This is a genomic window from Spirosoma flavus, assembly GCF_054778555.1.
In genome coordinates, this window is the sequence record NZ_BAAGZL010000001.1 from 627,116 (window position 1) to 649,308 (window position 22,193).

Genomic DNA, 22,193 nt, shown 5'->3' on the forward strand with positions numbered 1-22,193 from the left:
ACCTGCTTTTACTACGTACATTTCAGGAATTCAGGAACTTGGTGCATGCATAATGTGCTACGTCAACTGCTGACACAAATTGGTCTGGCTCAGTAAACAGACCTTCTTACGCACTTTGTGTGGTGCTGCTCTGATTAAATTTTCAGCTCTTTTACGTAACGAAGTGAAAACTAACAGACGTAGTATCCGCCTTTTATTCCTTAACCTGAAATAGTATCCTAAAATGTTAGACCCGATCCTCATTTTACTCATTGGGGTTGTCGTAGTAGTTGGAGGTATCATTGGCCTCAAATTACACCCTTTTTTAGCCCTCCTGTTAGCCGCATTAACCGTTGCCCTGCTTACCCCCACCGAACTGGTTCAGCAGTATTTTATTTCGAAAGGGTTATCAGAAGCGGAAGCCCTCAAACAAGCCCATAAAAGCATCGGCGAACGTATCGCCACCGAATTCGGAAACACCTGCACCAAAATAGGCATTCTGATTGCGATGGCGGCCATAATCGGTAAAGCTATGCTCGATAGCGGAGCCGCCGAAAAAGTCATCCGAGCCATGCTTAAAGTGACAGGCGTAAAAAACGCGCCAATCGGTTTCATTTTGAGCAGTTTCTTTCTGACGATTCCCGTTTTTGTGGATACGGTCATCTTTCTGATGATGCCGCTGGCAAAGGCGATGGGCATGCGACTGGGCAAAAATTACCTGCTGCTGGCCTTGTCGGTTATTGCCGGTGCCGTTATGGCCAACTCCTACGTACCGCCTTCGCCCGGACCTTTGTTTCTGGTAGGCGCGCTAAACGTACCCATCGGATTGATGATGGTTTGTGGCGTTCTGCTTGGGCTCTGCACCATCACCGTCGGCTATCTGATCGCGGTTTTTCTAAACAAAAAATTTGATATTCCGCTACGAGATTCCCCCGACGCGCGTTTGGCCGACATCAAAGCCATTGCCGAAAAAGATGATAAAGAGTTGCCTTCATTGGGCTGGGCTTTGCTTCCGGCGGTTTTTCCGTTGGCCACCATTTGCATACGATCAGCCGTAGAAGCGTTTCGTAAGCCCGGTGCCCCTTTAACCGATTCGCCATTTCTTAATGCTGTTCTGGACGTGATTCTTTTCTTTGGCGATAAAAATATTGCCCTGCTGATGGGTGGTATTTTCGCGCTTTTCGTGCTGGCGCGTCAGAAAAAAACGACGAAAGAGAAACTGACGGCATTCGTTCAAACCGCGTTGATGAGTGGCGGGGGTATCATTCTAATTACCGCAGCAGGAGGAGCTTTTGGCGGTATGTTGCAGCAATCGGGCATCAGCGATCGGATTGCCGACCTGACCAAAGGTTATCAGATGGCATTGATTCCGTTGGCTTTTTTTATTGCGATGGTGGTACGTACCGCACAAGGCTCGGCCACGGTGGCCCTGATTACCGCGTCCGGAATTCTGGCGGGAATGGCCCAGAACGCTAATCTGGGTTTTCATCCGGTTTATCTGTGTCTGGCTATTGGGAGCGGAGCGAAACTGATTCCCTGGATGAACGATGCTGGTTTCTGGATCATGTGCAAAACCAGTAACCTAACAGAAAAAGAAGCTCTCAAAACCATTGCGCCCATGCAAAGTCTGATGGGGCTGACCGGCGTTATCCTGACCATGATAGCCGCCTGGCTTTTTCCGTTGGTTTGATTTTTTGTTGTGCTTCATTAACTGGCTTGATAAACGACTTTTAAGCAGAGCCTCAGTACATTTAACCGAGTACATTCGTCGTGATGGAGACGTTGACAACCCAAAATACCCTACTAAAAACCACCCCTGACGACAACGTAGCAATCGTCGCTAATCCATCGGGATTAGATCGGGGCACTGTTGTGCTACATGGAATCGTACTCGAAGAGCCAATTCCGATGGGGCATAAAGTAGCCCTTAAATCGTTTCAGGAAGGTGATGAAGTGGTACGTTACGGGCAAGTGATTGGTTACGCTAATCAGTCCATAAAAGCGGGAAGTTGGGTTAACGAACGTACCATTAGCCTGCCGCAACCGCCAGATTTGAACGATATTCAGTACGTCCAGAAAAGTCCTTACGAAATAGAACCGCTGGAAGGCTATACATTTCAGGGCTATAAAAATCCGGATGGGAGTGCGGGCACTAAGAACGTACTGGGAATCACAACGAGTGTGCAGTGCGTAGCGGGCATTACCGATTTTATCTGTCGGAAAATCAAGCAGGAATTATTACCGCTTTACCCCAATGTGGATGACGTAGTGGCGTTTAATCACAGTTACGGTTGCGGTATCGCCATTGACGCTCCGGCCGCCATTGTACCCATTCGTACCATCCAGCACATCGCGCAAAACCCAAATTTTGGTGGCGAAATCATGATTATCGGCCTGGGTTGCGAAAAACTACGCCCTGAGCGATTGTTGCCTACTAGTCAAAATCCAGCGGATAGTTCAATTCTGTATTTGCAGGATGAAGCCTTCGAAGGATTTGGCGACATGGTCGATGGCATTATGCAGCTAGCCGAAAAACACCTGCAAAAGCTAAATCAGCGCAAACGTACTACCTGCCCAGCTTCTGATCTGGTGGTGGGCATGCAATGTGGCGGAAGCGACGCCTTTTCGGGGCTGACGGGCAATCCAGTTTCGGGTTTTGCGGCCGATTTGATTGTGCGAGCCGGCGGAACGGTATTTTTCTCCGAAGTGACCGAAGTACGAGACGCCATTCATCTACTGGTGCCAAGAGCAGTCGACGCGAACGTAGCACAGGCACTTAAGGACGAAATGGCGTGGTATGATGCTTATTTACAGCAGGGTAGGGCAGATCGTAGCGCCAATACGACCCCCGGTAATAAAGGCGGAGGGTTGAGTAATATTGTGGAAAAGGCTCTCGGATCGGTGGCCAAATCAGGTACGAGCCCGATTGTCGACGTAATAGCTCCGGGTGAAAAAATTCGTAAGAAAGGCCTAAATTTTGTGGCTACTCCAGCCAGCGATTTTGTTTGCGGAACGCTCCAGTTAGCCGCTGGAATGAATATGCACGTATTCATCACAGGCCGGGGTACCCCTTACGGTCTGGCGATGGTGCCGGTGCTGAAAGTAAGCTCTAACTCAAAACTGGCTAACAGATGGCATGATTTGATCGATTTTGATGCTGGCCCGATTGCCTTTGGCACGAAAACCATCGAAGAAATGGGGTGGGAATTATTTCATCTGATTCTCGACGTAGCGAGCGGAACTAAAAAAGTAGCAACCGATAAGCTTGGTATCTATAATGATTTAGTCCTGTTCAATCCCGGCCCGTTAACGTAGCGAAATGCTACGTTAACGGGCTAGTTTTTTGTCATTACCAAACAGTTATCCGATTACTTTCGGGTTTGTACATTTTGTCGCCGGGTTGCACATTAAAGGCTTTGTAAAACGGCGTGAAGTTCATCAGCGGCCCGTTTACGCGCCACTTGGCCGGGGAGTGCGGATTGGTGTTAACATACATGCCCATGTACGCATCGCGCGTTTTTACGCGCCAGATACGGGCTATCGAAATGAAAAACCGTTGATCAGGCGTAAAACCGTCCAGTTTCGTCGTGTCTTTGCCTTGTTCGGTCAGTTTAAAGGCGTCGTATGCAATTGCGACCCCTGCAATATCGGCGGTATTTTCGCCCACGGTCAAAGCTCCTTTTACGTGTACCGAATCCAGTACGGTAAACTTATTGTACTGGTCAATCACCTGTTGGGTTTTCGCTTTGAATTTGGCATAGTCCCCTTTTGTCCACCAGTCTGTTACGTTGCCGAATTTATCGTATTGAGCGCCCTGGTCGTCGAACGAGTGGGTAATTTCGTGACCAATCACCATGCCGATGCCGCCGTAATTCAACGCATCGTCGGCATTCACATCGAAATAAGGAGGCTGTAAAATGCCCGCCGGAAAGACTATTTCATTGAGTGGAGGATTATTATACGCCGTCACCGTGGGTGGGGTTGTATGCCATTCGGTTCGGTCGACAGGCTGTCCTACTTTAGCGACTCGATCGAGATAATCATTCTTCGTGGCCGACAATCGATTCTCGAAATAGGCATCTCGTTTTATATTCACCTTCGAGTAGTCCTGCCATTTGTCCGGATAACCGATTTTCTGCGAGAAGGCGTATAGTTTGTCTTTGGCTTTTGCCTTGGTCGAATCGCTCATCCAATCCAGGCGGCTGATACGTGCTTCAAAGGCTTTTTTAAGGTTATCCACCAGAACGGCCATCCGTTTTCTGGCTTCTTCCGGGAAGTATTTTTTTACGTATAACTGAGCCAGCGCCTGCCCAATCGATCGATCGACAGCCTGTGTCATTTCTTCAGCTCTTGATTTCTTAACCGCCTGGCCGGTCAGGATTTTGGCGTACGCAAACGAAGCATCAACAAACGGCTGGCTCAGGAAATTGGCGTAATTGGTCAGCGCGTGGGCTTTTAAATAGACCTTCCAATCCTGAACAGAAACCGAATCCAGCATCCTGTTCAGCTTTTCGTAATAAGCGGGTTGTCCTACGTTGACGGAGTCGGCCTTTACGCCCAGATCATTTAATAAGGTCGTCCAGTTTAGTGTAGGTTGTTTCTTCGACAATTCGCTGATGGCCAGTTTATTGTAATTTGCCTTTACATCTCTCAGTTCAATATTGGTTCGGTGAACGTTGGCAAATTGTTTTTCAATATTATACGTAGTGGTTGCATTTTTCGCGGCAGCCGCTGCTTCTACACCTGTCAATTCAAACAGACGGGTAAGGTAGTTTTTGTATGCAGTTTGGATGGAGCGAGTCGACGAATCGGTCTTGAAATAATACGCTTTTTCGGGCAGGCCGATGCCGGTTTGGGAAAACTGAGCAATGTTGATCGTACTCTGCTTGTCGTCGGGCCCGACGTAAAAACCAATGATGGACTCATTGCCAACCTTTTGTTCGTCAGTCACCAGTTTCAGCAACGTAGCAGCGTCCGTAATGGCGTCAATTCGGCCGAGCAAAGGCTTGATGGGTTCGTACCCACGTTTGTTAATAGAAGTTGTGTCCATACCGGACGCGTAAAAATCGCCCACTTTCTGTTCGAGACTGCCGGGCGGATTCTGTTTCGCCGAAACGCTGTCCAGAATCGCCTGCAACCGAATGCGTTGCGGGTAATTCAAAAAGGAATAAGAGCCCACGCCAGTTTGGGAAGCTGGTATGCGGGCGGTATCGTACCAAATACCGTTGGCAAACGTAAAGAAGTCATCACCAGGCTTTTTTGACGCATCAACTCCTGTTATGACCACGCGCTTTGTAGTCGGAATAGAAACTCGCTGACAGGCTGCTGCCAGCAACAGCGTTAACGACAGATATAGAAGTGTTTTCATGATCTTGCAAGATAAGCAAGTTCACCGGGCCGATTTATCAGGCTGTCTCAATTTTCAACTGTTCAACTCGTTGCTTTCGTCTGTTAAAAAGGCTTAAAATTCGTTACGTCTGCCAACTGTCTTGCCCGATCCGGTATCTATCAGGCAAACAAGCTGTATCGCTAATGAAGCCCTGTATTTTACTCCTTTGTCTGATAGCACCTCTTGCCGGAAAAGCGCAAAAACAAGCTGACAATAAGCAGCAAAATCCATTGAAAAAGGGAAACGTAGTGCTGGGGTTAAGTGCGGGTCATGGGTATCGGGGCAATTATCCTACCACTACGTCCGTTTCGCCCCAGGTTCATTATTTCCTCAGCGATAAATTATCGGTGGCGGTTACTGGACGGTACATGAAAGCCAAATCGACTTACAGCATAACGTACCTGGGCGCAGGCGCATCGACCCGCTATTATTACGTGAAAACCAACCGCTTTACCTTGTTTGGGCAGGTAGGGGCTACCTACGGGCAAACTACGTATGATCGCTTCGACCCATCCGACTTACGATCTGTAAACGGTACGCGCAACAATAATTGGCAAACCAATGCCGGGATCGGCGCCCAATATCACGTAGGCAAGCGCTTGTCTGTTGAGGCCGTTGGTGAACGAAGCTGGCTTCCGTCGTCTGATTTGACCCCTTCTTACAACCGTTGGCAGACCAGCATTGGCGTTAATTATAAACTAAAATAATGGGCGTTATAGGCGTTTTTTGAGCTAGGGGATTTACTTTTAAACTTCTCTAAAAAGCGTTTGATATTCTTCATCAGATGTCAAAATCAGCTCGGCATGATTCACATTCATTTCGCAAAATCAGCTACACTGCTAGTTGGCCTCACTCTACCGGTAACCGTTGTCTGCGCTCAGCTAAAACCGAGTGGCGGTCGTGATACGTCGTTTACGGTACAGGGTTCTTACCTGCGCGAGAAGAAAATTCACCCTGAAATCACCCTGGCCGATTCAACGCTGCCAGCCGGAGTACGTATTGATAAAGCCGTTACGTATAGTACGCCCAGTGCTGGAAGAAACCTGAAGTTGGATATCTATGCGCAGCCAGCCGTTTCCGGGAAAACTCGTCCGGCTGTGATCATGATTCACGGTGGCGGCTGGCGTTCCGGCGACCGTTCGCATAACAACACGATGGCCGGGCAACTGGCTGCCAGAGGATTTGTAGCTATTCCAGTCGAATATCGTTTATCAACGGAAGCTCTATATCCAGCCGCAGTCCATGATATTAAAGCCGCCATCCGCTGGGTTCGGGCCAATGCGAAGAAATACGCTGTTGATCCCAACCGGATTGCTGTGCTTGGTTTTTCGGCGGGTGGACAGTTAGCCGCGTTGGTGGGTACCACAAACAAAAATCCTCAATTTGAAGGTACTGGTGGCAATGCAAAATTCTCAAGCGCCGTTCAGGCCATTGTCGATATTGACGGGGTGCTCGCTTTTATTCATCCCGAATCGGGAGAGGGCGATGATTCCAAGTCAACGTCAGCGGCAACGTACTGGTTCGGTTATTCCAAAACACAGCGTCCCGATTTATGGCAGGAAGCGTCGGCGCTGAATCACATCGACAGGCAAACGCCACCCATTTTATTCCTGAATAGTTCTGTCGATCGGATGCACGGCGGCCGTGACGATCTGATTGCCAAACTGAAACCATTTGGTACGTATTCTGAGGTTCACACGTTTCCGGATGCGCCCCATACGTTCCTGTTTTTCAATCCGTGGTTTACGCCAACATTAGCTTACATCAACGATTTTTTGAACCGGACACTAGTTACGCCGACAAAATGAGCCAGCATTATCAATTCAATGGCTATTAAGTCGGTTAATTCGATACTAATCGGCCCTGGGCATCTTCAACATGTAATCGATTCAAATCCAGACCATCCAGCACCAAAACACCCTGTATAGACGACTGTTGCCTGGCGTCCTGTTTCCACGACCAGACCAGCTTTCCGGCGGGTGTATATTCCAGAATCTGGGTTCCGCTCGTTCCGTGATCGGGACCGTGCCCCTGCCAATTAGCGACTACCCAATTTCCATTCTTCAGGATTTGAAAACCGGAGAAAAAATAAGGATTTACGACGGGCGGTCCGCTGATACTATCTACAAAAGCACCTTTCTGATCAAAACGCTGAAAATTAGCCGAAAAACCACCACTCACCAGTGTTTGGCCGTTGCCTAATCGCTGCGCCTGCCACGCATGCTGCGCTTTGGCCTGTTTAGTAAGCTGCGCCTGCCAAATGATTGAGCCATCGGGCTTTCCTTCAAAAACCCGGTCGTTGGAGGTAATCAGAAAATTGCCGTTTATCATTTCCCGAATCAGCCGAACGTAGTTGAAATCTGGGTAGTTAACCGTTCGCTGAATTTTCTGGTTCTGGTCTAGCTCAAGTAATACGATACCTTTTTTGTCCTGCCAGTTCAGGCCAACCAGCATCGTGTTACCATTACGCAAACGACGGGCGACAATGGTTCCATCGAACGTAGCAACTTCGGCTACTTTAGCGCCTGTTTTAATATCCCGCTCTTCGTAGCCCTTACCCGTACCGATCATCACCCGTCCCTGTCCAACCAGTTGCAGATCGCGGCCCGCCGGAACCGATACGTAGTAGTTTCGTTCCGGATGAGCCAAGTCGATATAATTCAATTTAGAAAGTCCTTCATCACGTAACAGCATCTGCCGAGAAGGGTAACTGCCAGAGGAAGGCTGCGCGAAACTTTCCATCGAAATCAGCAGAAACAGGGCTGAAAACAACCTGATGATACGTGGTTTTGTCATGCGTTGAAAGCGTTTTTATACCAAAAAGACTGCTACGTCTAAATGTATACTAGCTAGATTTATAAACTTGGAAATTAGGGATTTACTCCTTGTATCGGCTCCACCCGGAACCAGTCGAAGTCGGCATAACCGGAGTCATTAATTTGCGTAGTACGCGTGCAGAAAATGCCCAGCTTGGCACCAATCCAGCGGCCAACTTCAGCCTGAAACGATTCGCCGGTTTTTGTAAAACTTTGCCCGTCAAGACTATAGCTAAACTGGCATTTCGCTCCCTCAACCACTTCTACACGCAGGTAGATTGGATTACCAGCATTCACTTTGGCAATAACCGTTTCAACTTCGGGCTTTCCATCCGACGCTTTTTTGCAAACGCCATACACCAGACTGATTCCATCTTTCGCGCTTTTCAGAATGAGATTGGCGTAACTCTGTCCCATGATAATCAAACCAGTACGTTCGTTTTCCAGCTTCGGATTCGGCTTAAACGTCAGCTTCGTAGTCGCCATGAACCGTTCGGCCGGAAATTTCTGGAGTAACAGATTCGGTACGTCCCAGTTGTTTTTGGCGTCGTCGGGCACTTTATAAGAGTACAGCCGCAAAAATCCCTGCTTGCTCATGGTGTGCCAAATGCCTTTGGGATTAGCCTGCCATTGCCACTGTAAACCTAACGTAGTACCGTCGAACTCATCCGATTCAGGCGGGGTACTAGTGGGATAGGTTTTGCCAATCGGTCCGCCGGAGTGAGCCGGTTTTTTGTATGTCAGTACGGGCTCGCCTTTGCCATCGTCGTTAGTATCGATACCAATAACGGGCCAGTCGTTCACCCATTTCATCGGTTGCAGGTGGACTACGCGCCCGTAGGCTTCCTTGTCCTGAAAATGCAGAAACCAGTCTTCAGACTTTCCATTGACCGGCGACGTATCGACCCAGGCGCCTTGGTGCGGCCCATTGATGGGCGATTTCCCCTGATCCATCACTACTTTTCGTTCATAAGGACCGTAAATATTTTTCGAACGTAGCACTAGTTGCCAGCCCGTAGGCACACCGCCCGCTGGTGCGAAAATGTAATAGTAACCGTTACGTTTGTAAAATTTAGGGCCTTCAATCGTCGGGTCAGTTTCGTGCCCGTCGTAGACAATGACGCCCTCGTCAATCACTTTGGAGCCTTCGGCGTTAAGCTTTTTAACGGTAATCACACTTTTGATACCGGCCCGACTACCCGCCCAGCCATGTACCAGATAAACCTGTCCGTTATCATCCCAGAGTGGGCACGGGTCAATCAGCCCTTTGCCGCCTTCCACCAAAACCGGCTCTGACCAGGGACCAGCCGGATTGTTGGCTTTGGTTAGATAAATGCCGAAATCAGGATCGGGGTAGTAGATGTAGAATTCGTTGTTGTAATAACGTATCGCGGGTGCCCAAACGCCATTGCCATGCTGCGTTTTCTCGAAATGCTCGAACGGCGGCTGACGCTTCAGCGCATGACCAATGAGCGTCCAGTTCACCAAGTCTTTCGAATGCAGAATCGGCAACCCCGGTATGGCGTCGAAGCTTGACGCCACCATATAAAAATCCTCCCCCGCCCGACAGGCATCGGGATCAGAATAATCGGCATGCAAAACCGGGTTTTTATACGTACCATTTCCCAAATCCGACACCCACACTTTCGATACGTAGGACGTAGTGGGCAACGTAGCAGTTTTCGGTTTAGCGGTTTGCGCAACAGCCGAAAACGTTGATAGACAGAATAAACCAACGAGTGGTAACGAATTCATAACAGCGAGATTAGTGAGCCTTGGGATTCCAGGCCGATTGGGCAGAAAAGATGTTCGTCAGTGTATATTCTTTAGCGTCCTTCGCCGAAAGCTGCTTCGACCAGCCCGCCCGTTTCGACGTATCGCCACCGGCTCCGGTACTGCCATATTCGGCATAGAGAACCGTTTTTTCGTTGTCGGCATTGCCCCAGTTATCCCAACCGACGGGCAAAATATGTCTACCGATAGCGGTACGTATAAAAACCGTTTTCGACTGCGGTCGCCACGGCCGGCCGAGATACGCCTTCTTGACGGATGGATCGGCGATGAGTTTGCAGTCGAGGAAAACAAAGCCGTATTTCTGGTAATTGGGCGTAGCGGCTGCGGTGATGAATGAATCCGATAAGTTTTTGATGGTACACGACTGAAAAACCGCAATCGATTTCCCGAAAATAAAATCCGTCGTTCCCTCGACGTAGCAGTTCTCGTAATACTGCCGACTACCTTCAGCGGCTGCGTACAGCGTATCCTGATTGCCCAGCAATACGCAATTTCTACAGACAAACCGGTCGCCTTCTACGTGCAACGCCACCGCCTGGCCTACCCGTCCGGCCGTGTTACGTATCGTCAGATTTTCCAGAATAATGTCCGGCGCATCGACCAGCACTACGTAGGATGTATACGTACTGAATTTGCTGCTGCCAGTTAAGTCTTTGCCGCCGGGATACGCTTTCCCCGAATAATCATCGCCCGTAATAATGACGCCTTCCTTGCTTTCGCCGATGATGTGAATGTTGGGTTTCTGGGACGGAATGACCAGTTTTTCGGCATACGTACCGTTTTTCACAAACAACGTAACACGCACCTGCATGTGGTCGCGGAAGTTATTTACGGCTTCCTGAATGGTTTTGTAATTGCCGCTACCGTCCTGAGCTACAGTAAAGGTCACTGAGGACGTAGCAGATAGGGTCTGGCTCCAGGCGGCATTTGTATAAACTAGTAAGTAAAAAAGCAGAAGCAGTTTTTTCATTTGTAAAAGAGAATGTAAAACCATTCTAACTCCCCGTAGATTTAATCTTGTCGGGGTTTGTATTTCATCGCGTAGCGACCTGATGTCTATAGTTAACCATCTCCTCCTCGTGATCCGTCGCGTAGCGACCTAACCCTATTCGTTTTGTTAGGTCGCTACGCGACGGATGGACTTATTGAACTCACATTTTCTACAAACATTAGGTCGCTACGCGACGAAATACAAACCCCAATAAGTTAAAATCTACACGAGCCAAAATTTTTTAACAAAGCAATAAGACGTTCTACTTAACGCTTTCCGGTTTAACGATCCGGTCGGCCAGATCAAGCTTGAGCGACCGGATGTTCGCCAGTACGATTTCGGCCATTCGCCGGCCACCCAATTCACTGAAATGGGTATTATCTTCTTTGCCCTGTGGATGGTTGGGGTGCTCGCCGGGAGCCAGATGAAGGAATAAAAGCTTCGAGGTTTCGGGGCCAAGCTGCTGCAATAGCTGCTGGCTTTGGGTGTCTAAATCAATCAAGGGAGTAGTTTGATCTTTGGCGACAGTACGAACCAGTTTAGAATAAGCATTGTGCGTACCTTCAATTTTTCCAGCATCGTCGAATTTGCGACGTGCAACCGGCGTAATAAGCACCGGAATCGCTTTTTTAGCCCGACTTTCAGTAATAAACCGAATCAGATTTGCCTGAAAATCGGCCTCGTTTGTATAGCTCTTTTTTGTCGGCACTTCGTCGTTATGGCCGAACTGAATAAACACGTAGTCACCTTCTTTCAGATTATCAGAGACTGATTGCCAGCGTTTTTCCTCGATAAACGTACGCGTGCTACGTCCGTTCTGAGCGCGGTTATCGACTGTTACACTTTCATCGAAGAAATAGGCAAACGGCATTCCCCAGCCAGTTTCAGGATATGCTTTCACCTGCTTGATCGACATGGTTGAATCGCCGATCAGGTAAACCGTGATTTTGCCGGGTAACGTAGCAAATCCCGAAAACACCAATAGACTAATTAGCAGCAACGTAGTATGAAAACGAGTCATGTTCATCTTATTTAACGGATGACAACATCAGATTTTTTTCCAGTGCTCCTTTGCCAAATTCGGCTTTGTTCTGGGCTTTCGTTACGTCGGTATTCGTCACCTGAATATCCTGGCTACGTTCACCATTGATTGAAAACAACAGGCTTGCCTGTGGATTATATTGAATGGCGTCGAACGTCAGTTTGCTACTGTTATCGACCAGAATTACAGGCTTGGTATCGTGCGTGATAAACTGCGCTTTCCGAATTTCAATACCCTGTGCATCAATCAGTTCAACGCCTTTGTCTGTCTTGAGCGTCAGGTTCACCATCCGAATATTCTGGATCGGCATTTCAGGAAGTCCACGTACAAAAATACCTTTTTGCGCGCCGTTGCAGACGATATTTTCGAACTGCATATTTCGAAAAATAGGCGTGCCTTCATTTACAACGGGTCTCATATCGCGTTCGCCATCGGTGGCGAATTTTACGAAATAATACATGTCGAAGAAGATGGCTTCCTGCGCGATATCTTTCATGAAAATATCCTTCGCGTAGATGTGTTCGACTACACCGCCACGACCACGTACTGACTTGAAACGTAGACCTTTATCGGTGCCCATGAACGTGCAGTTGTAGACGAAAATGTTACGTGCCCCACCACTCATTTCGCTACCAACCACAAACCCGCCGTGACCGTTGTAGACCGTGTTGTTACGTATCACGCCATTTTCGGTGGGCATTCCGCGCTTACGGCCCTCTTCGTCTTTACCCGATTTGATACAAATGGCATCGTCGCCCACGTCGAGCGTACAACCTTCGATCAGGAAGTTTTTGCAGGATTCGATATCCATTCCGTCGCCGTTGTGGGCGTATTCGGGATTCTTGGTCGTTACGTTCCGAATGGTCAAATCCTGACACATCAGCGGATGCAGACACCAGGCCGGTGAATTCTGGAACGTAACGCCTTCTAGCAACACCCTTTTGCAACTGGTCAGCACCATCAGATTTGGCCGCAGGAAATCCTTCATATTCGCAAAATCGGCCGGCTTCTTCCCATCGACCAGCAGCATGCTCATATTTTCAGTACTGGCCTTCTTGAACTGCTCGCTCGGATACCAGGTTTTTCCATCGTCTTTCAAAACCCCGCCCGACGCCACTTTTTCTTTCCACTCGCCTTCGGTCAACTGACTCTTGTGAACCGCCCGCCAGACATCGCCATTGCCATCAATAATGCCCTGACCCGTAATCGCTACGTTCTCCAGATTGATCCCCGAAATAGGCGACTGATTGCGAGCCGCTTTTTTGCCTTCGTACGTACCTTCAACCAGCGCGTACTGACTTTTATCGGTCGTAAACAGCAACGTAGCAGACTTTTTTAGGTGCAGATTCACGTTGCTTTTAAGCTCAACAGGCCCGGTAATCCAGATACCAGACGGCACCAGCACCACGCCACCCCCTTTCTGACTACAGGCGGCAATGGCGGCATTGATTGCCTTGGTATTCAACGTAACGCCGTCGGGTTTGGCACCGTGCGCCAGAATGGATACGGTATCCTTGCGGAACGTTGGCTGCGTTATTTTCGGGAGGTTTGTCCAGCTATACGTCTGGGCTGATGCAGCAAACGGAGCTAGGGCTAACAATGCAACGCTGAGTAATTGATGTCTTTTTCGCATAAGATTTTATAAAAATATAGACGGCCTTTTTCGTCGCGTAGCGACCCAATGTTAATAGCAATAAGATGTTTCACCATCTATTTCCCGTCGCGTAGCGACCAAATAACAACGCTAATTTGTTTGGTCGCTACGCGACGGAAGGTGATTCTTACCCCTCGTTCTCTATAAACATTTGGTCACTACGTGACGAGCTTTAACCCTACAAGGTTGGTCGCATGAGCTGCGGTGTTTCCCTATTGATACCCTTGATTCTGTGCAAATTCTGTCTTGTTTGTCACGGCATCCAATTGCGTTTGCGGGATAGGACGCTGTACGTGGAAATCCTGCAAATTCACGGCGTTATCAGGTGCGTAAGCTTTGATACGTTCGATCAACTTGCCGGTACGTTTCAGATCAAACCAGCGTATTTGCTCGCCAGCCAGTTCGCGGGCGCGTTCGTCCAGAATGAAATCGAGCGTAACCTGCGCTGGCGTAATCTGCATGGCGGCTGATTTGCCCGCTTTAGCAGCGCGGGTACGTAGCACGTTGACATAATCAGCGGCAGCCTGTAAATTACCCAATTTCATCTGCGCTTCTGCCGCAATCATATAGACTTCGGCCAGACGTATCACGAACACATCGCGTGCACTCTGCGCTTCGTTCAGGTTCGCCCGCGTGGGGTCCATGAACTTCGACAGGGTGGGGTAGCGCAGGTTATCTTTCACCGTTCCGTTGGCGTTGTAAATTTTGCTACGGTCGTAAGTCTGGTATTTGCGCGTCGCTTCAAATGCGTCGGGGATTTCTTTTCGGGTGCAATACACCGCCGTGTCTCCAATGTTCATCCCCGCCGGACGCGACGTAGCATTCGCCAGCCAGACTTCCATGAACGAGCCTTCATACCGGGCGTCGTTATCACTGTACAGATCGAGCAGGAAACGGGTCGGCATATAGCGGTTGAACGGACGTCCGTTAACAACGTCGCGTGTCATACCGGGCCGGTCGTCATACTTCATCAGAAAGAGCAGATGCCCGTTGTTGCTGCCCCGGCTGTGGCCGTAGGGGTTGAACGTAGTGTTTACCAGGTCGTTGATGGCCAGATTAGCTGCGTAATCCACTACGTAAATGGCCTCTTTGGTTTTCAGATTGCTCATTTTCCAGAGATCGGCGTAGTTGGTTTCCAGCTTGTACGTATTGCTGGTGATGACGGCCTGTGCCATTTCGAGCGCTTCTTTGTTCATGTTCCGCGTCAGGTACATACGCGCCAGAAATGCCTGAGCCGCCCCTTTCGTCACTTTACCGTATTGCGGCTGCGTAACGGGGAGATTGGCAACGGCGAACTTCAGATCTTCGAAAATCTGATTATAAAACGTTTCAACGGGCGTGCGATTGGCTGTCGAAACAATACCGTTCGTTTCCTGCGTCGTAAAATGTACCCCGCCCCAGGTTTCAACGATGTGCCAGTAATAGAACGCCCGCAAAAACCGAAGTTCGCCCTCCCGAATCGGACGTAGCGTAGCCGAAAGCCCCGCTTTATCGATTCGGGCGATACCACCATTACACAAATTGATGGCGGCATAAAACTCACGCCATTCACTCGTGAGGGCTGCATTACTGCCCTGTAGGTTCAGGTATTGAGTTAAATCGCGGTAAACTTCTCCCGAACCACTCGTCCAGATATCGGTTCCGGTTTCAGCGATGTTATAGGCTTCCTCTTTGCCATACCACCACCGCTGATACGTATAGGCCGCGTTGACCAGCGTTTCAAAACCTTCGGGTGTAGAGTAAACCGTTTCGGCCGTTAAGCCGCTGGGGTTGTATTCATCCAGTACGTCCTTGCACGACGTAAACGTGAGCAGGAAGAAGGCTAATAACCCCGTTTTATTGATCAAAAATGATTTCATGTTTAGTACCGAATTAAGGGTTATAGATTGACGTTCAAGCCAAAAACATACAGTTTGGTCATCGGGAAATTCTCCGAGCCACCCCGTTCCGGATCGTAGTTGAGCTTGGTGAAGGTGAACAGGTTTTTGCCCGTTACGTACAGCCGAACGCCACGTATCACTTTCGATTTAAGGAACGTAGCCGGTACGTTGTACGCCAGCGTGATGTTCCGAATCCGGGCAAACGTACCATCAACGTACCCAAGTGTCGAGAGGTATTTCAGACCGCCGTTTTTGTTCGGGCGAGGATAGGCGTTGGTTGGATTTTCGGGCGTCCAGTAGTCCAGGCCGGCTGTACTGTTACCAACTCCCTGCGAATCGAAACGGGCCGAACGGTCGGAGTTGATCATCTGGCCGACACGGGCGTACAGGAATACGTTCAGGTCGAAGCCTTTGAATTTGACCGTATTATCGAAACCGCCACTCCATTTTGGCCGTGGATTTCCAAGAATGATCCGGTCATTCACCGCATCGATTTTACCATCGTTGTTCTGGTCTCTTACTTTAATTTCGCCGGGCAGTTGCGTTGGTGAAATAGCTTTGGCCGCTTCAGCCTCCGACGTTTGCCAGATACCCAGTTTTTCGTAATCATAAAAAACGTTGATGGGTTGGCCGATGAACCAGCCGTTGCCGATGTCGTTGCCGCCCGTTACCAGTTCCGTAATTTCTTCCTTGTTCCGGGTAAACGTTACGTTGCTGGTCCAAGTCAGGTTCGATGTACGGATGTTGGTGCTTCCCAGCGTGACTTCAAAGCCCCGGTTGCGCGTTTTTCCGATGTTCTGTTTAACCGTTGTTACGCCCGTTGTTGGTGGTAAACCGCGGTCCAGCAGCAAGTCCATCGTGCGGGTGTCATAATAGTCAATCGACGTATTGAGCCGACCGTTGAACAGACCAAAATCGACGCCGAAGTTCGTTGTGCTCGATAATTCCCAACCCAATGCCGCGTTCCCTACGTTACGCGAAAACGTATAGGCAGGTGCCGGTACTTCGTCGTAACCAAAAGCCAGCCGCGTTAACGTGGTTTGTGTCGCATACGGCCCCGATGGGTCATTTCCTGCAATACCGTAGCTCGCCCGCACTTTCAGGTCACTAAGTCCTTTGACGCCCTGCATGAATCCTTCTTCGATGATCCGCCAGGCGAAGGCTGCCGACGGGAAGAACGTCCATTTGTTACCCGTTGCCAGTTTCGACGAACCATCTTCGCGCGCCGTCAGCGTGAGTAGGTAACGGTCGCGGAAGGCGTAGTTTAAGCGGGCAGCGTATGAAATCAGATTGTTCTGCGAATAGGACGAATTGATTTTGATTTCCTCGGTGGCACTTCCTAGTGAATAGAATAGCTGCGATGGTAATAGTTGGTTTACTCCCGAAGCCGTTACGTCGTCGGATCTGTTGCCAATGTAACTGGCAATTCCCGTGAGCGTAAACGCGTGCTGGCCAAGGGTCCGCTGATACGTTACTACGTTCTCCCAGTTCAGACTGGTGCTGTTGCTGGCATTGTACGTAGCGAGCGATTTGCCCGTCAACGAACGGTCGATGGACTTTGGCGACGCATAGGAACCGTTACGTATCGACGCCAGGTTAACGCCCACCGTGCTACGTATCGTCAGACCTTTCAGTGGGGTCAGTTCGAGGTAGCCGTTTGTCAGAATCCGGGTTGTCAGGATAGAGTTGTTGAACACGTTCGGCTGCTCGTCCGAGAGCGGGTTAGCTGTCTGGCCATCCAGCATGATGTAGTTGAAGTTACCGTTGGCATCATACAGCGAACCTAGCGGACTGATTTTATTGGCCTGGTTCAGCGGGTCGCGACGAACGCTCTGGTTATAGTATGTTAGCTGGCTCAACAGACCAACTTTCATCCAGTCGTTGATGGTGTAATCGACGTTCAGACGGCCCGTGTAGCGTTTCAGCTCATCCAGCTTCAGTACCCCTTTTTCGTTATAATAATCGACCGATACGTATGATTTCAAACGATCAGATCCGGCGCGAATACCAATTTGATAATCCTGTTGCAGACCATTGTGAATCAGCTCGTTCTGGTAATCAGTCCAGACGCCTTTCTGTAAGGCGTCATATTCCGCTACGTTCGTGAAAATGGCCGCGTCATCAGCGGGGCTTTTCCAGACACCAGCCGCCCGCCAGGCTTCCCGTTTTAGGTCACGAAACCCATTGATATCCATCGCTTTCGGATACATGGTCACCTGCGAAATTCCCGAATAGGCGTTGAACGAAATATCCGGTTTGCCCGACTTTCCCTTTTTGGTCGTAATCAGAATAACGCCGTTGGCACCCCGTGACCCGTAAATCGCAATCGACGACGCATCTTTCAATACGTCCATCGTTTCGATGTCGTTGGCGTTGATGTCTTCGAGGTTGCTGTACTGAATTCCATCGACGATAATCAGGGGCGCGTTATTACCACCAATCGAGCGGTTTCCACGAATGCGGATGCTCACGCCAGCACCGGCTTGACCACTGTTCCGCGTAATGTCGGCCCCGGCAATTTTACCCTGCGCGGCTTCCAGTACGTTGGCGGTAGGCACTTCTTTCAGTTGCTCGCTTTTGAGCTGCACTACCGAACCCGTCAAATCTTTTTTGCGAACGGCGCCGTAGCCAATGACCACTACTTCATCCAGGGCACTCACGTCTGGCGCCATCGTTACGTTAATGGTTGATTGATTCCCCACCACTACGTCCTGGCTCTGGTAACCGACAAACGAAAATGTCAACGTAGTACCGCTGCCATCCGGCACCGAAATTTTAAACAGTCCGTTGGCGTCCGTTGTCGACCCGCGCGTTGTGCCTTTCACCAGTACGCTTACGCCCGGCAAGCCCACATTTTTCTCGTCTTTTACCGTTCCCGATACTACGCGGTCTGCTGTTTCGGTAGTCGGGTTGTCAACCTGCGTTCGTGGTTCTGCGTAGGTTTCCAGAACGATCTGCCCGCCAACCAGGCGATACGACAGCTTCATTGGTTTCAGCAACTCGTCGAGTGCTTCGTTCAGGCGTTTTTCGGAGAAATTGATGGTCACGGGACGCTCTACGTTCACCGCTTTCGAGCTGTAGACAAATCGGGCTGAGGTCTGCTGCTCAATTTGCGACAAAACGTTACGTAGCCGTTGCCCATCGACTTTCAGGGTAACAGGTCGACTCATCAGTTCCTGGCCGAGGCCGTCGAAAGCCATCGTTAAACTCGCACAGGCGATGAGCAGGAATAGTTGAACAGCCGAAATTTTCATAATCCACAGAAGGGTTTTAACCTGCCTACCTGGAGAGTTATCTATACGTACAGGTTCTCTTTTTTTCATACTTTTAAGGGTTTTTGTTAAATGGACATTTGACAAAATCATCCCTTTGTTCGGGGCAAGATTCGCGGTCTACCCGAAGCGGGATTCATTGGGCGCTGGTTTGTGTTGGAAGCACAGCCAGCGTCTTTTTACATTGTCGGGAGGATGGAGATTTTATGTCATAGTTTATATTTAATTGGTTGTTTATGAAAGATTTAGTTGCCACATCCTTTTCCAGTGACCAGGATGGTAGTCCCCTGAACTTCGTAGGTTGATTTCAGGGCGGCACAAATGATGTCGAGTTGCGTGTAAAGCGGCTGATTGGTAAGGTCGGCCGTGAGCGGGCAATTATTCTGACTCTCGCTCTCCACTTCGATGTTGATTCCGTAAGCCTGTTCGAGTCGCGTTAATACGTCGGCCAATGGCGTATCGTCGAACTGGAACGACACCGACTTTTTTACGGCTTCAGGCGTTTTGATAAGCTGTGGCGCTTCGACCAGACCCGTTACAAAATGCTGCTGTTCTTCGAAGAACGTAGCAGCCTGATTTGGGCTTAATACAACGCCATTCGATGTTGTTTTTTCGGATGTATTCTTTTCATAAACCGCTACTCGGCCCGTTACGACCTCTACCCGCACCTGCTTCGTATTCTCTTGATGACGAACATAAAAGCTCGTTCCCAATACTTTGGTCACTACGTTGCCAGTGTATACATAGAAGGGTCGCGATGGCATCCGTGCTACGTCGAAAAAGGCATTACCGGTGAGGTAAACGGTACGTTTGTCAGCTGCGAAATGCTCAGGATAACGTAGCGAACTATGAGCGTTTAAATTGACAGTACTTCCATCTTCTAACCGGACCGTCATCGACTGTGCCGACTCATTTGTTTTCTCAATCCAGCCCTCCTGATTGGACGTAATAGCCGTGAGAATTTTAGCGGGAGACAACGTAGCATCAGAACGCTGTGCGAAGTACCACCAGCCAACCAGAACGAGTGAAGCTGCTACGCCCATCCAGCGAAACAAAATGGTACGTAGCGGAACAATCCGGGTTGATTCATCCTCGTCGTCCGTATCCATTTTATCCTGAATCCGATTCCAGAGACGGTCTTCCAACACGTCCATATCGAGCTGCTGACCAGATTCATTGGTTTCGGTTTCCAGTAGGCCATACCAATGCTCAACAAATGCCTTCTCTTCCGGCGTACATTCTCCACGAAGATATTTTTGTAGAAGCTCTTTGAATGACTTTCGACTCATGGTTCGGTAGCGAAGGATTTACACTACCTAAGTCAAACAACTGGTGAGGAACCGCAAATAATTTTATTTGTTAGAGAAAAAATATAATAAAATGACCGATTTTGGCTTGATATTATTTAAATAATCCTAAACGTTGTGAGCTATAGATAATGGATTGATTTAGGACAATTGCTGAAGGCCCACGCGTTAGCCGCGCGCTCACATGGTAATCAGCACAAGAAGACTTGGCAAAAGATAGGAGCGCAGATAAGTACGTAACGTTTTAACTGCCTGGCTGAGATGGTATTCAACGGTACGTTCCGGTACGTTCAGATGTGACGAAATCTGCTTGACGGATTGGTATTCTAAACGATTCAGTTTAAAGATTTCGCGGGTTTTTTCAGGAAGGTCATTGACTTGCTTCTCAACTACGGCCATTAATTCGTTCAGCTCCATCTGTTCGTCCGTGGTTGAGGAAGCTTCGGGTAAATGGCTGTAAGCGTACTCAGTGTATTTCTCGTGAATCAGCGTCGATTTGATATGATTGATAACGGCATACCGAATTGCCGTAAATAAGTAAGCATCAAGTTGTTCAATGCGTAATTTGTCACGTCGTTCCCACAGTTTCAGGAATAAATCCTGTAGTAATTCCTCGACGGCATCCTGCGATTCAATTTTACGACGGGCGATCGCATACAACTTCTTCCAATAGCGCAAATAAATCTCCCGAAAAGCAGCTTCATCACCCGTTCGAAGTCGGATGAGCAATATTTCGTCCGGAAGCGATTTTAAATTTATGAGCATATAGGAAGCTACTTACTTATATTGAATTATTCCCAGAATGTATTCTTTATGCAAAAAAGAACGTCAAGGATAACTATCAATTAACTTCAATAGATTACTTAAATTTATCAAGCAAAAGTTGTCTATTTTTTATGCAATCGTTGCCGGGAACGTTACAAATAATTTAGTAAGATCCATTTTTTGGCATTAACAAAGATAATTGACGAATTAAGTACCTAGGCCGCAAAAAGAAAGAATGATTTTAGTTTTGTATTTTAACAAGAGCAATACGTTTTATGAGCCTTGTTTCATTGACCTAAGTTGACGGATTCTTTAGCCAGCTCAAAGCTTCCTGGATGGCTTGTAGCGAGCTATAGCGGGGATGATAATTCAATAATCGACGGGCTTTTTCAATACTGCCATTAGGGCTGTGCGCTATGTGGTCCCATGTTAGGTGAGCATCCTGTGGTGCTACATGTTGACGAAATTCTTCCCAAGGGACGAACCGTAATTTAGCTGCTTGTCCGTACCAGGCTGCCAGCGATTCGGCATAACCGCGTAGAGTTAATGCTTTGGCTGATAAAATATGAAAGCTTTCGCCCACGGCCTGATCTCGATGAATCAGCGCCTGCATAAAACCCAGAGCCACATCGTCGGCGTGTACATGGTGTAAGGTTTCCATACCCAGGTTAGGTAGGGTTACTTCATGCCCTTGTTCCAGTTGCGAAAACACGGTGGCGTTTAGGTTTCCGGCCGGGTTGATAGGTAACCAGCCGGGGCCAACCAAGTGACCAGGATGGAGTATGGTGGAAGGAAAACTTCGTTGATCGACCTGATGCAGCAGAAAGTCTTCAATAGCTGCTTTCTGAATGCCATAATCTCCAAAAGGGTGACGAGGCTGGGATTCGTCGGTAGGCACTTCAACACTGTGGCCGTGGACCCACATAGTGCCGCAGTGAAGGTAGTGCTCCAGGCGGCCCTGTAAATCATTTACCAACTGCTGGGCACTATCGGGCTGAAAACATATCAGGTCAATAATTACCTGTGGATTCAAATCAGCTATGGCCTGGCTAAACTTTCCCTGCTGTTCAAGCTGGCTACGATCCAGTGTTATCATCTGAACCTTTTGCCAGGCCGCATGAGGCAGGTAAGGAATTCGTTGCTGACGGCAGATACAAATGACCTGGTGGCCAGCGTCTACCAAACGGGGCACCAGAAAGGTACCTACATGGCCGGTACCACCAATAACGACTATGCGCATAGGAAAATGGTTTTGATAGGCGGTTATCTGCCTATGAAAGTAGTCGCAGATGCAATTGCGAGTA

The 22,193-nt window shown here is 48.8% G+C and carries 15 protein-coding genes; 4 read left to right on the forward strand and 11 right to left on the reverse strand.

Annotation, left to right across the window (positions count from 1 at the left end; all coding sequences use genetic code 11):
• Positions 1-223 precede the first annotated feature (223 nt).
• Together ACYVF1_RS02445 and garD are read left to right on the forward strand one after the other, a co-directional pair.
• Positions 224-1,669: a GntP family permease gene (locus tag ACYVF1_RS02445; RefSeq protein WP_461075260.1), complete on the forward strand. Its 1,446-nt coding sequence runs from the start codon at positions 224-226 to the stop codon at positions 1,667-1,669.
• An 83-nt stretch (positions 1,670-1,752) separates the two neighbouring features.
• On the forward strand, positions 1,753-3,294 hold the full coding sequence (gene garD, locus ACYVF1_RS02450; protein ID WP_461077787.1) for a galactarate dehydratase: 1,542 nt from the start codon (positions 1,753-1,755) through the stop codon (positions 3,292-3,294).
• 34 nt (positions 3,295-3,328) lie between these two features.
• Here garD and ACYVF1_RS02455 read toward each other — a convergent pair whose 3' ends face one another.
• Positions 3,329-5,347 (reverse strand): M13 family metallopeptidase, encoded by a 2,019-nt coding sequence (locus tag ACYVF1_RS02455; RefSeq protein ID WP_461075262.1) that lies wholly within the window; start codon positions 5,345-5,347, stop codon positions 3,329-3,331.
• Between the two features lie 164 nt (positions 5,348-5,511).
• Between ACYVF1_RS02455 and ACYVF1_RS02460 the strand changes: the two genes are divergently transcribed.
• Together ACYVF1_RS02460 and ACYVF1_RS02465 are read left to right on the forward strand one after the other, a co-directional pair.
• Positions 5,512-6,075 (forward strand): outer membrane beta-barrel protein, encoded by a 564-nt coding sequence (locus ACYVF1_RS02460; RefSeq protein WP_461075264.1) that lies wholly within the window; start codon positions 5,512-5,514, stop codon positions 6,073-6,075.
• Between the two features lie 96 nt (positions 6,076-6,171).
• Positions 6,172-7,176 (forward strand): alpha/beta hydrolase fold domain-containing protein, encoded by a 1,005-nt coding sequence (locus ACYVF1_RS02465; protein ID WP_461075266.1) that lies wholly within the window; start codon positions 6,172-6,174, stop codon positions 7,174-7,176.
• Positions 7,177-7,210: 34 nt separating this feature from the next.
• Here the strand turns inward: ACYVF1_RS02465 and ACYVF1_RS02470 are convergent, their stop codons facing one another.
• The 10 genes from ACYVF1_RS02470 to ACYVF1_RS02515 form a co-directional block, all read right to left on the reverse strand.
• A complete protein-coding gene (locus ACYVF1_RS02470) occupies positions 7,211-8,164 on the reverse strand; it encodes an NHL repeat-containing protein (RefSeq protein ID WP_461075268.1) in 954 nt (317 codons plus the stop codon).
• Between the two features lie 74 nt (positions 8,165-8,238).
• Positions 8,239-9,939, reverse strand: a complete 1,701-nt coding sequence (locus ACYVF1_RS02475; protein ID WP_461075270.1) for a glycoside hydrolase family 43 protein — start codon at positions 9,937-9,939, stop codon at positions 8,239-8,241.
• A 10-nt stretch (positions 9,940-9,949) separates the two neighbouring features.
• On the reverse strand, positions 9,950-10,948 hold the full coding sequence (locus tag ACYVF1_RS02480) for a pectinesterase family protein (RefSeq protein WP_461075272.1): 999 nt from the start codon (positions 10,946-10,948) through the stop codon (positions 9,950-9,952).
• Between the two features lie 283 nt (positions 10,949-11,231).
• Positions 11,232-11,990: a rhamnogalacturonan acetylesterase gene (locus ACYVF1_RS02485; protein ID WP_461075274.1), complete on the reverse strand. Its 759-nt coding sequence runs from the start codon at positions 11,988-11,990 to the stop codon at positions 11,232-11,234.
• A gap of 7 nt (positions 11,991-11,997) precedes the next feature.
• On the reverse strand, positions 11,998-13,644 hold the full coding sequence (locus tag ACYVF1_RS02490) for a glycoside hydrolase family 28 protein (RefSeq protein ID WP_461075276.1): 1,647 nt from the start codon (positions 13,642-13,644) through the stop codon (positions 11,998-12,000).
• Between the two features lie 233 nt (positions 13,645-13,877).
• Positions 13,878-15,524, reverse strand: coding sequence for a RagB/SusD family nutrient uptake outer membrane protein (locus ACYVF1_RS02495; protein ID WP_461075278.1), 1,647 nt, complete (start codon positions 15,522-15,524; stop codon positions 13,878-13,880).
• A 20-nt stretch (positions 15,525-15,544) separates the two neighbouring features.
• A complete protein-coding gene (locus tag ACYVF1_RS02500) occupies positions 15,545-18,868 on the reverse strand; it encodes a TonB-dependent receptor (RefSeq protein ID WP_461075280.1) in 3,324 nt (1,107 codons plus the stop codon).
• A gap of 194 nt (positions 18,869-19,062) precedes the next feature.
• The gene (locus tag ACYVF1_RS02505) at positions 19,063-20,106 is read right to left on the reverse strand and encodes a FecR family protein (protein ID WP_461075282.1); all 1,044 of its coding nucleotides are present in this window, start codon (positions 20,104-20,106) and stop codon (positions 19,063-19,065) included.
• A gap of 198 nt (positions 20,107-20,304) precedes the next feature.
• The gene (locus tag ACYVF1_RS02510; protein WP_461075284.1) at positions 20,305-20,889 is read right to left on the reverse strand and encodes an RNA polymerase sigma factor; all 585 of its coding nucleotides are present in this window, start codon (positions 20,887-20,889) and stop codon (positions 20,305-20,307) included.
• A gap of 295 nt (positions 20,890-21,184) precedes the next feature.
• Positions 21,185-22,129: an NAD-dependent epimerase/dehydratase family protein gene (locus ACYVF1_RS02515; protein WP_461075286.1), complete on the reverse strand. Its 945-nt coding sequence runs from the start codon at positions 22,127-22,129 to the stop codon at positions 21,185-21,187.
• Between the last annotated feature and the right edge of the window lie 64 nt (positions 22,130-22,193).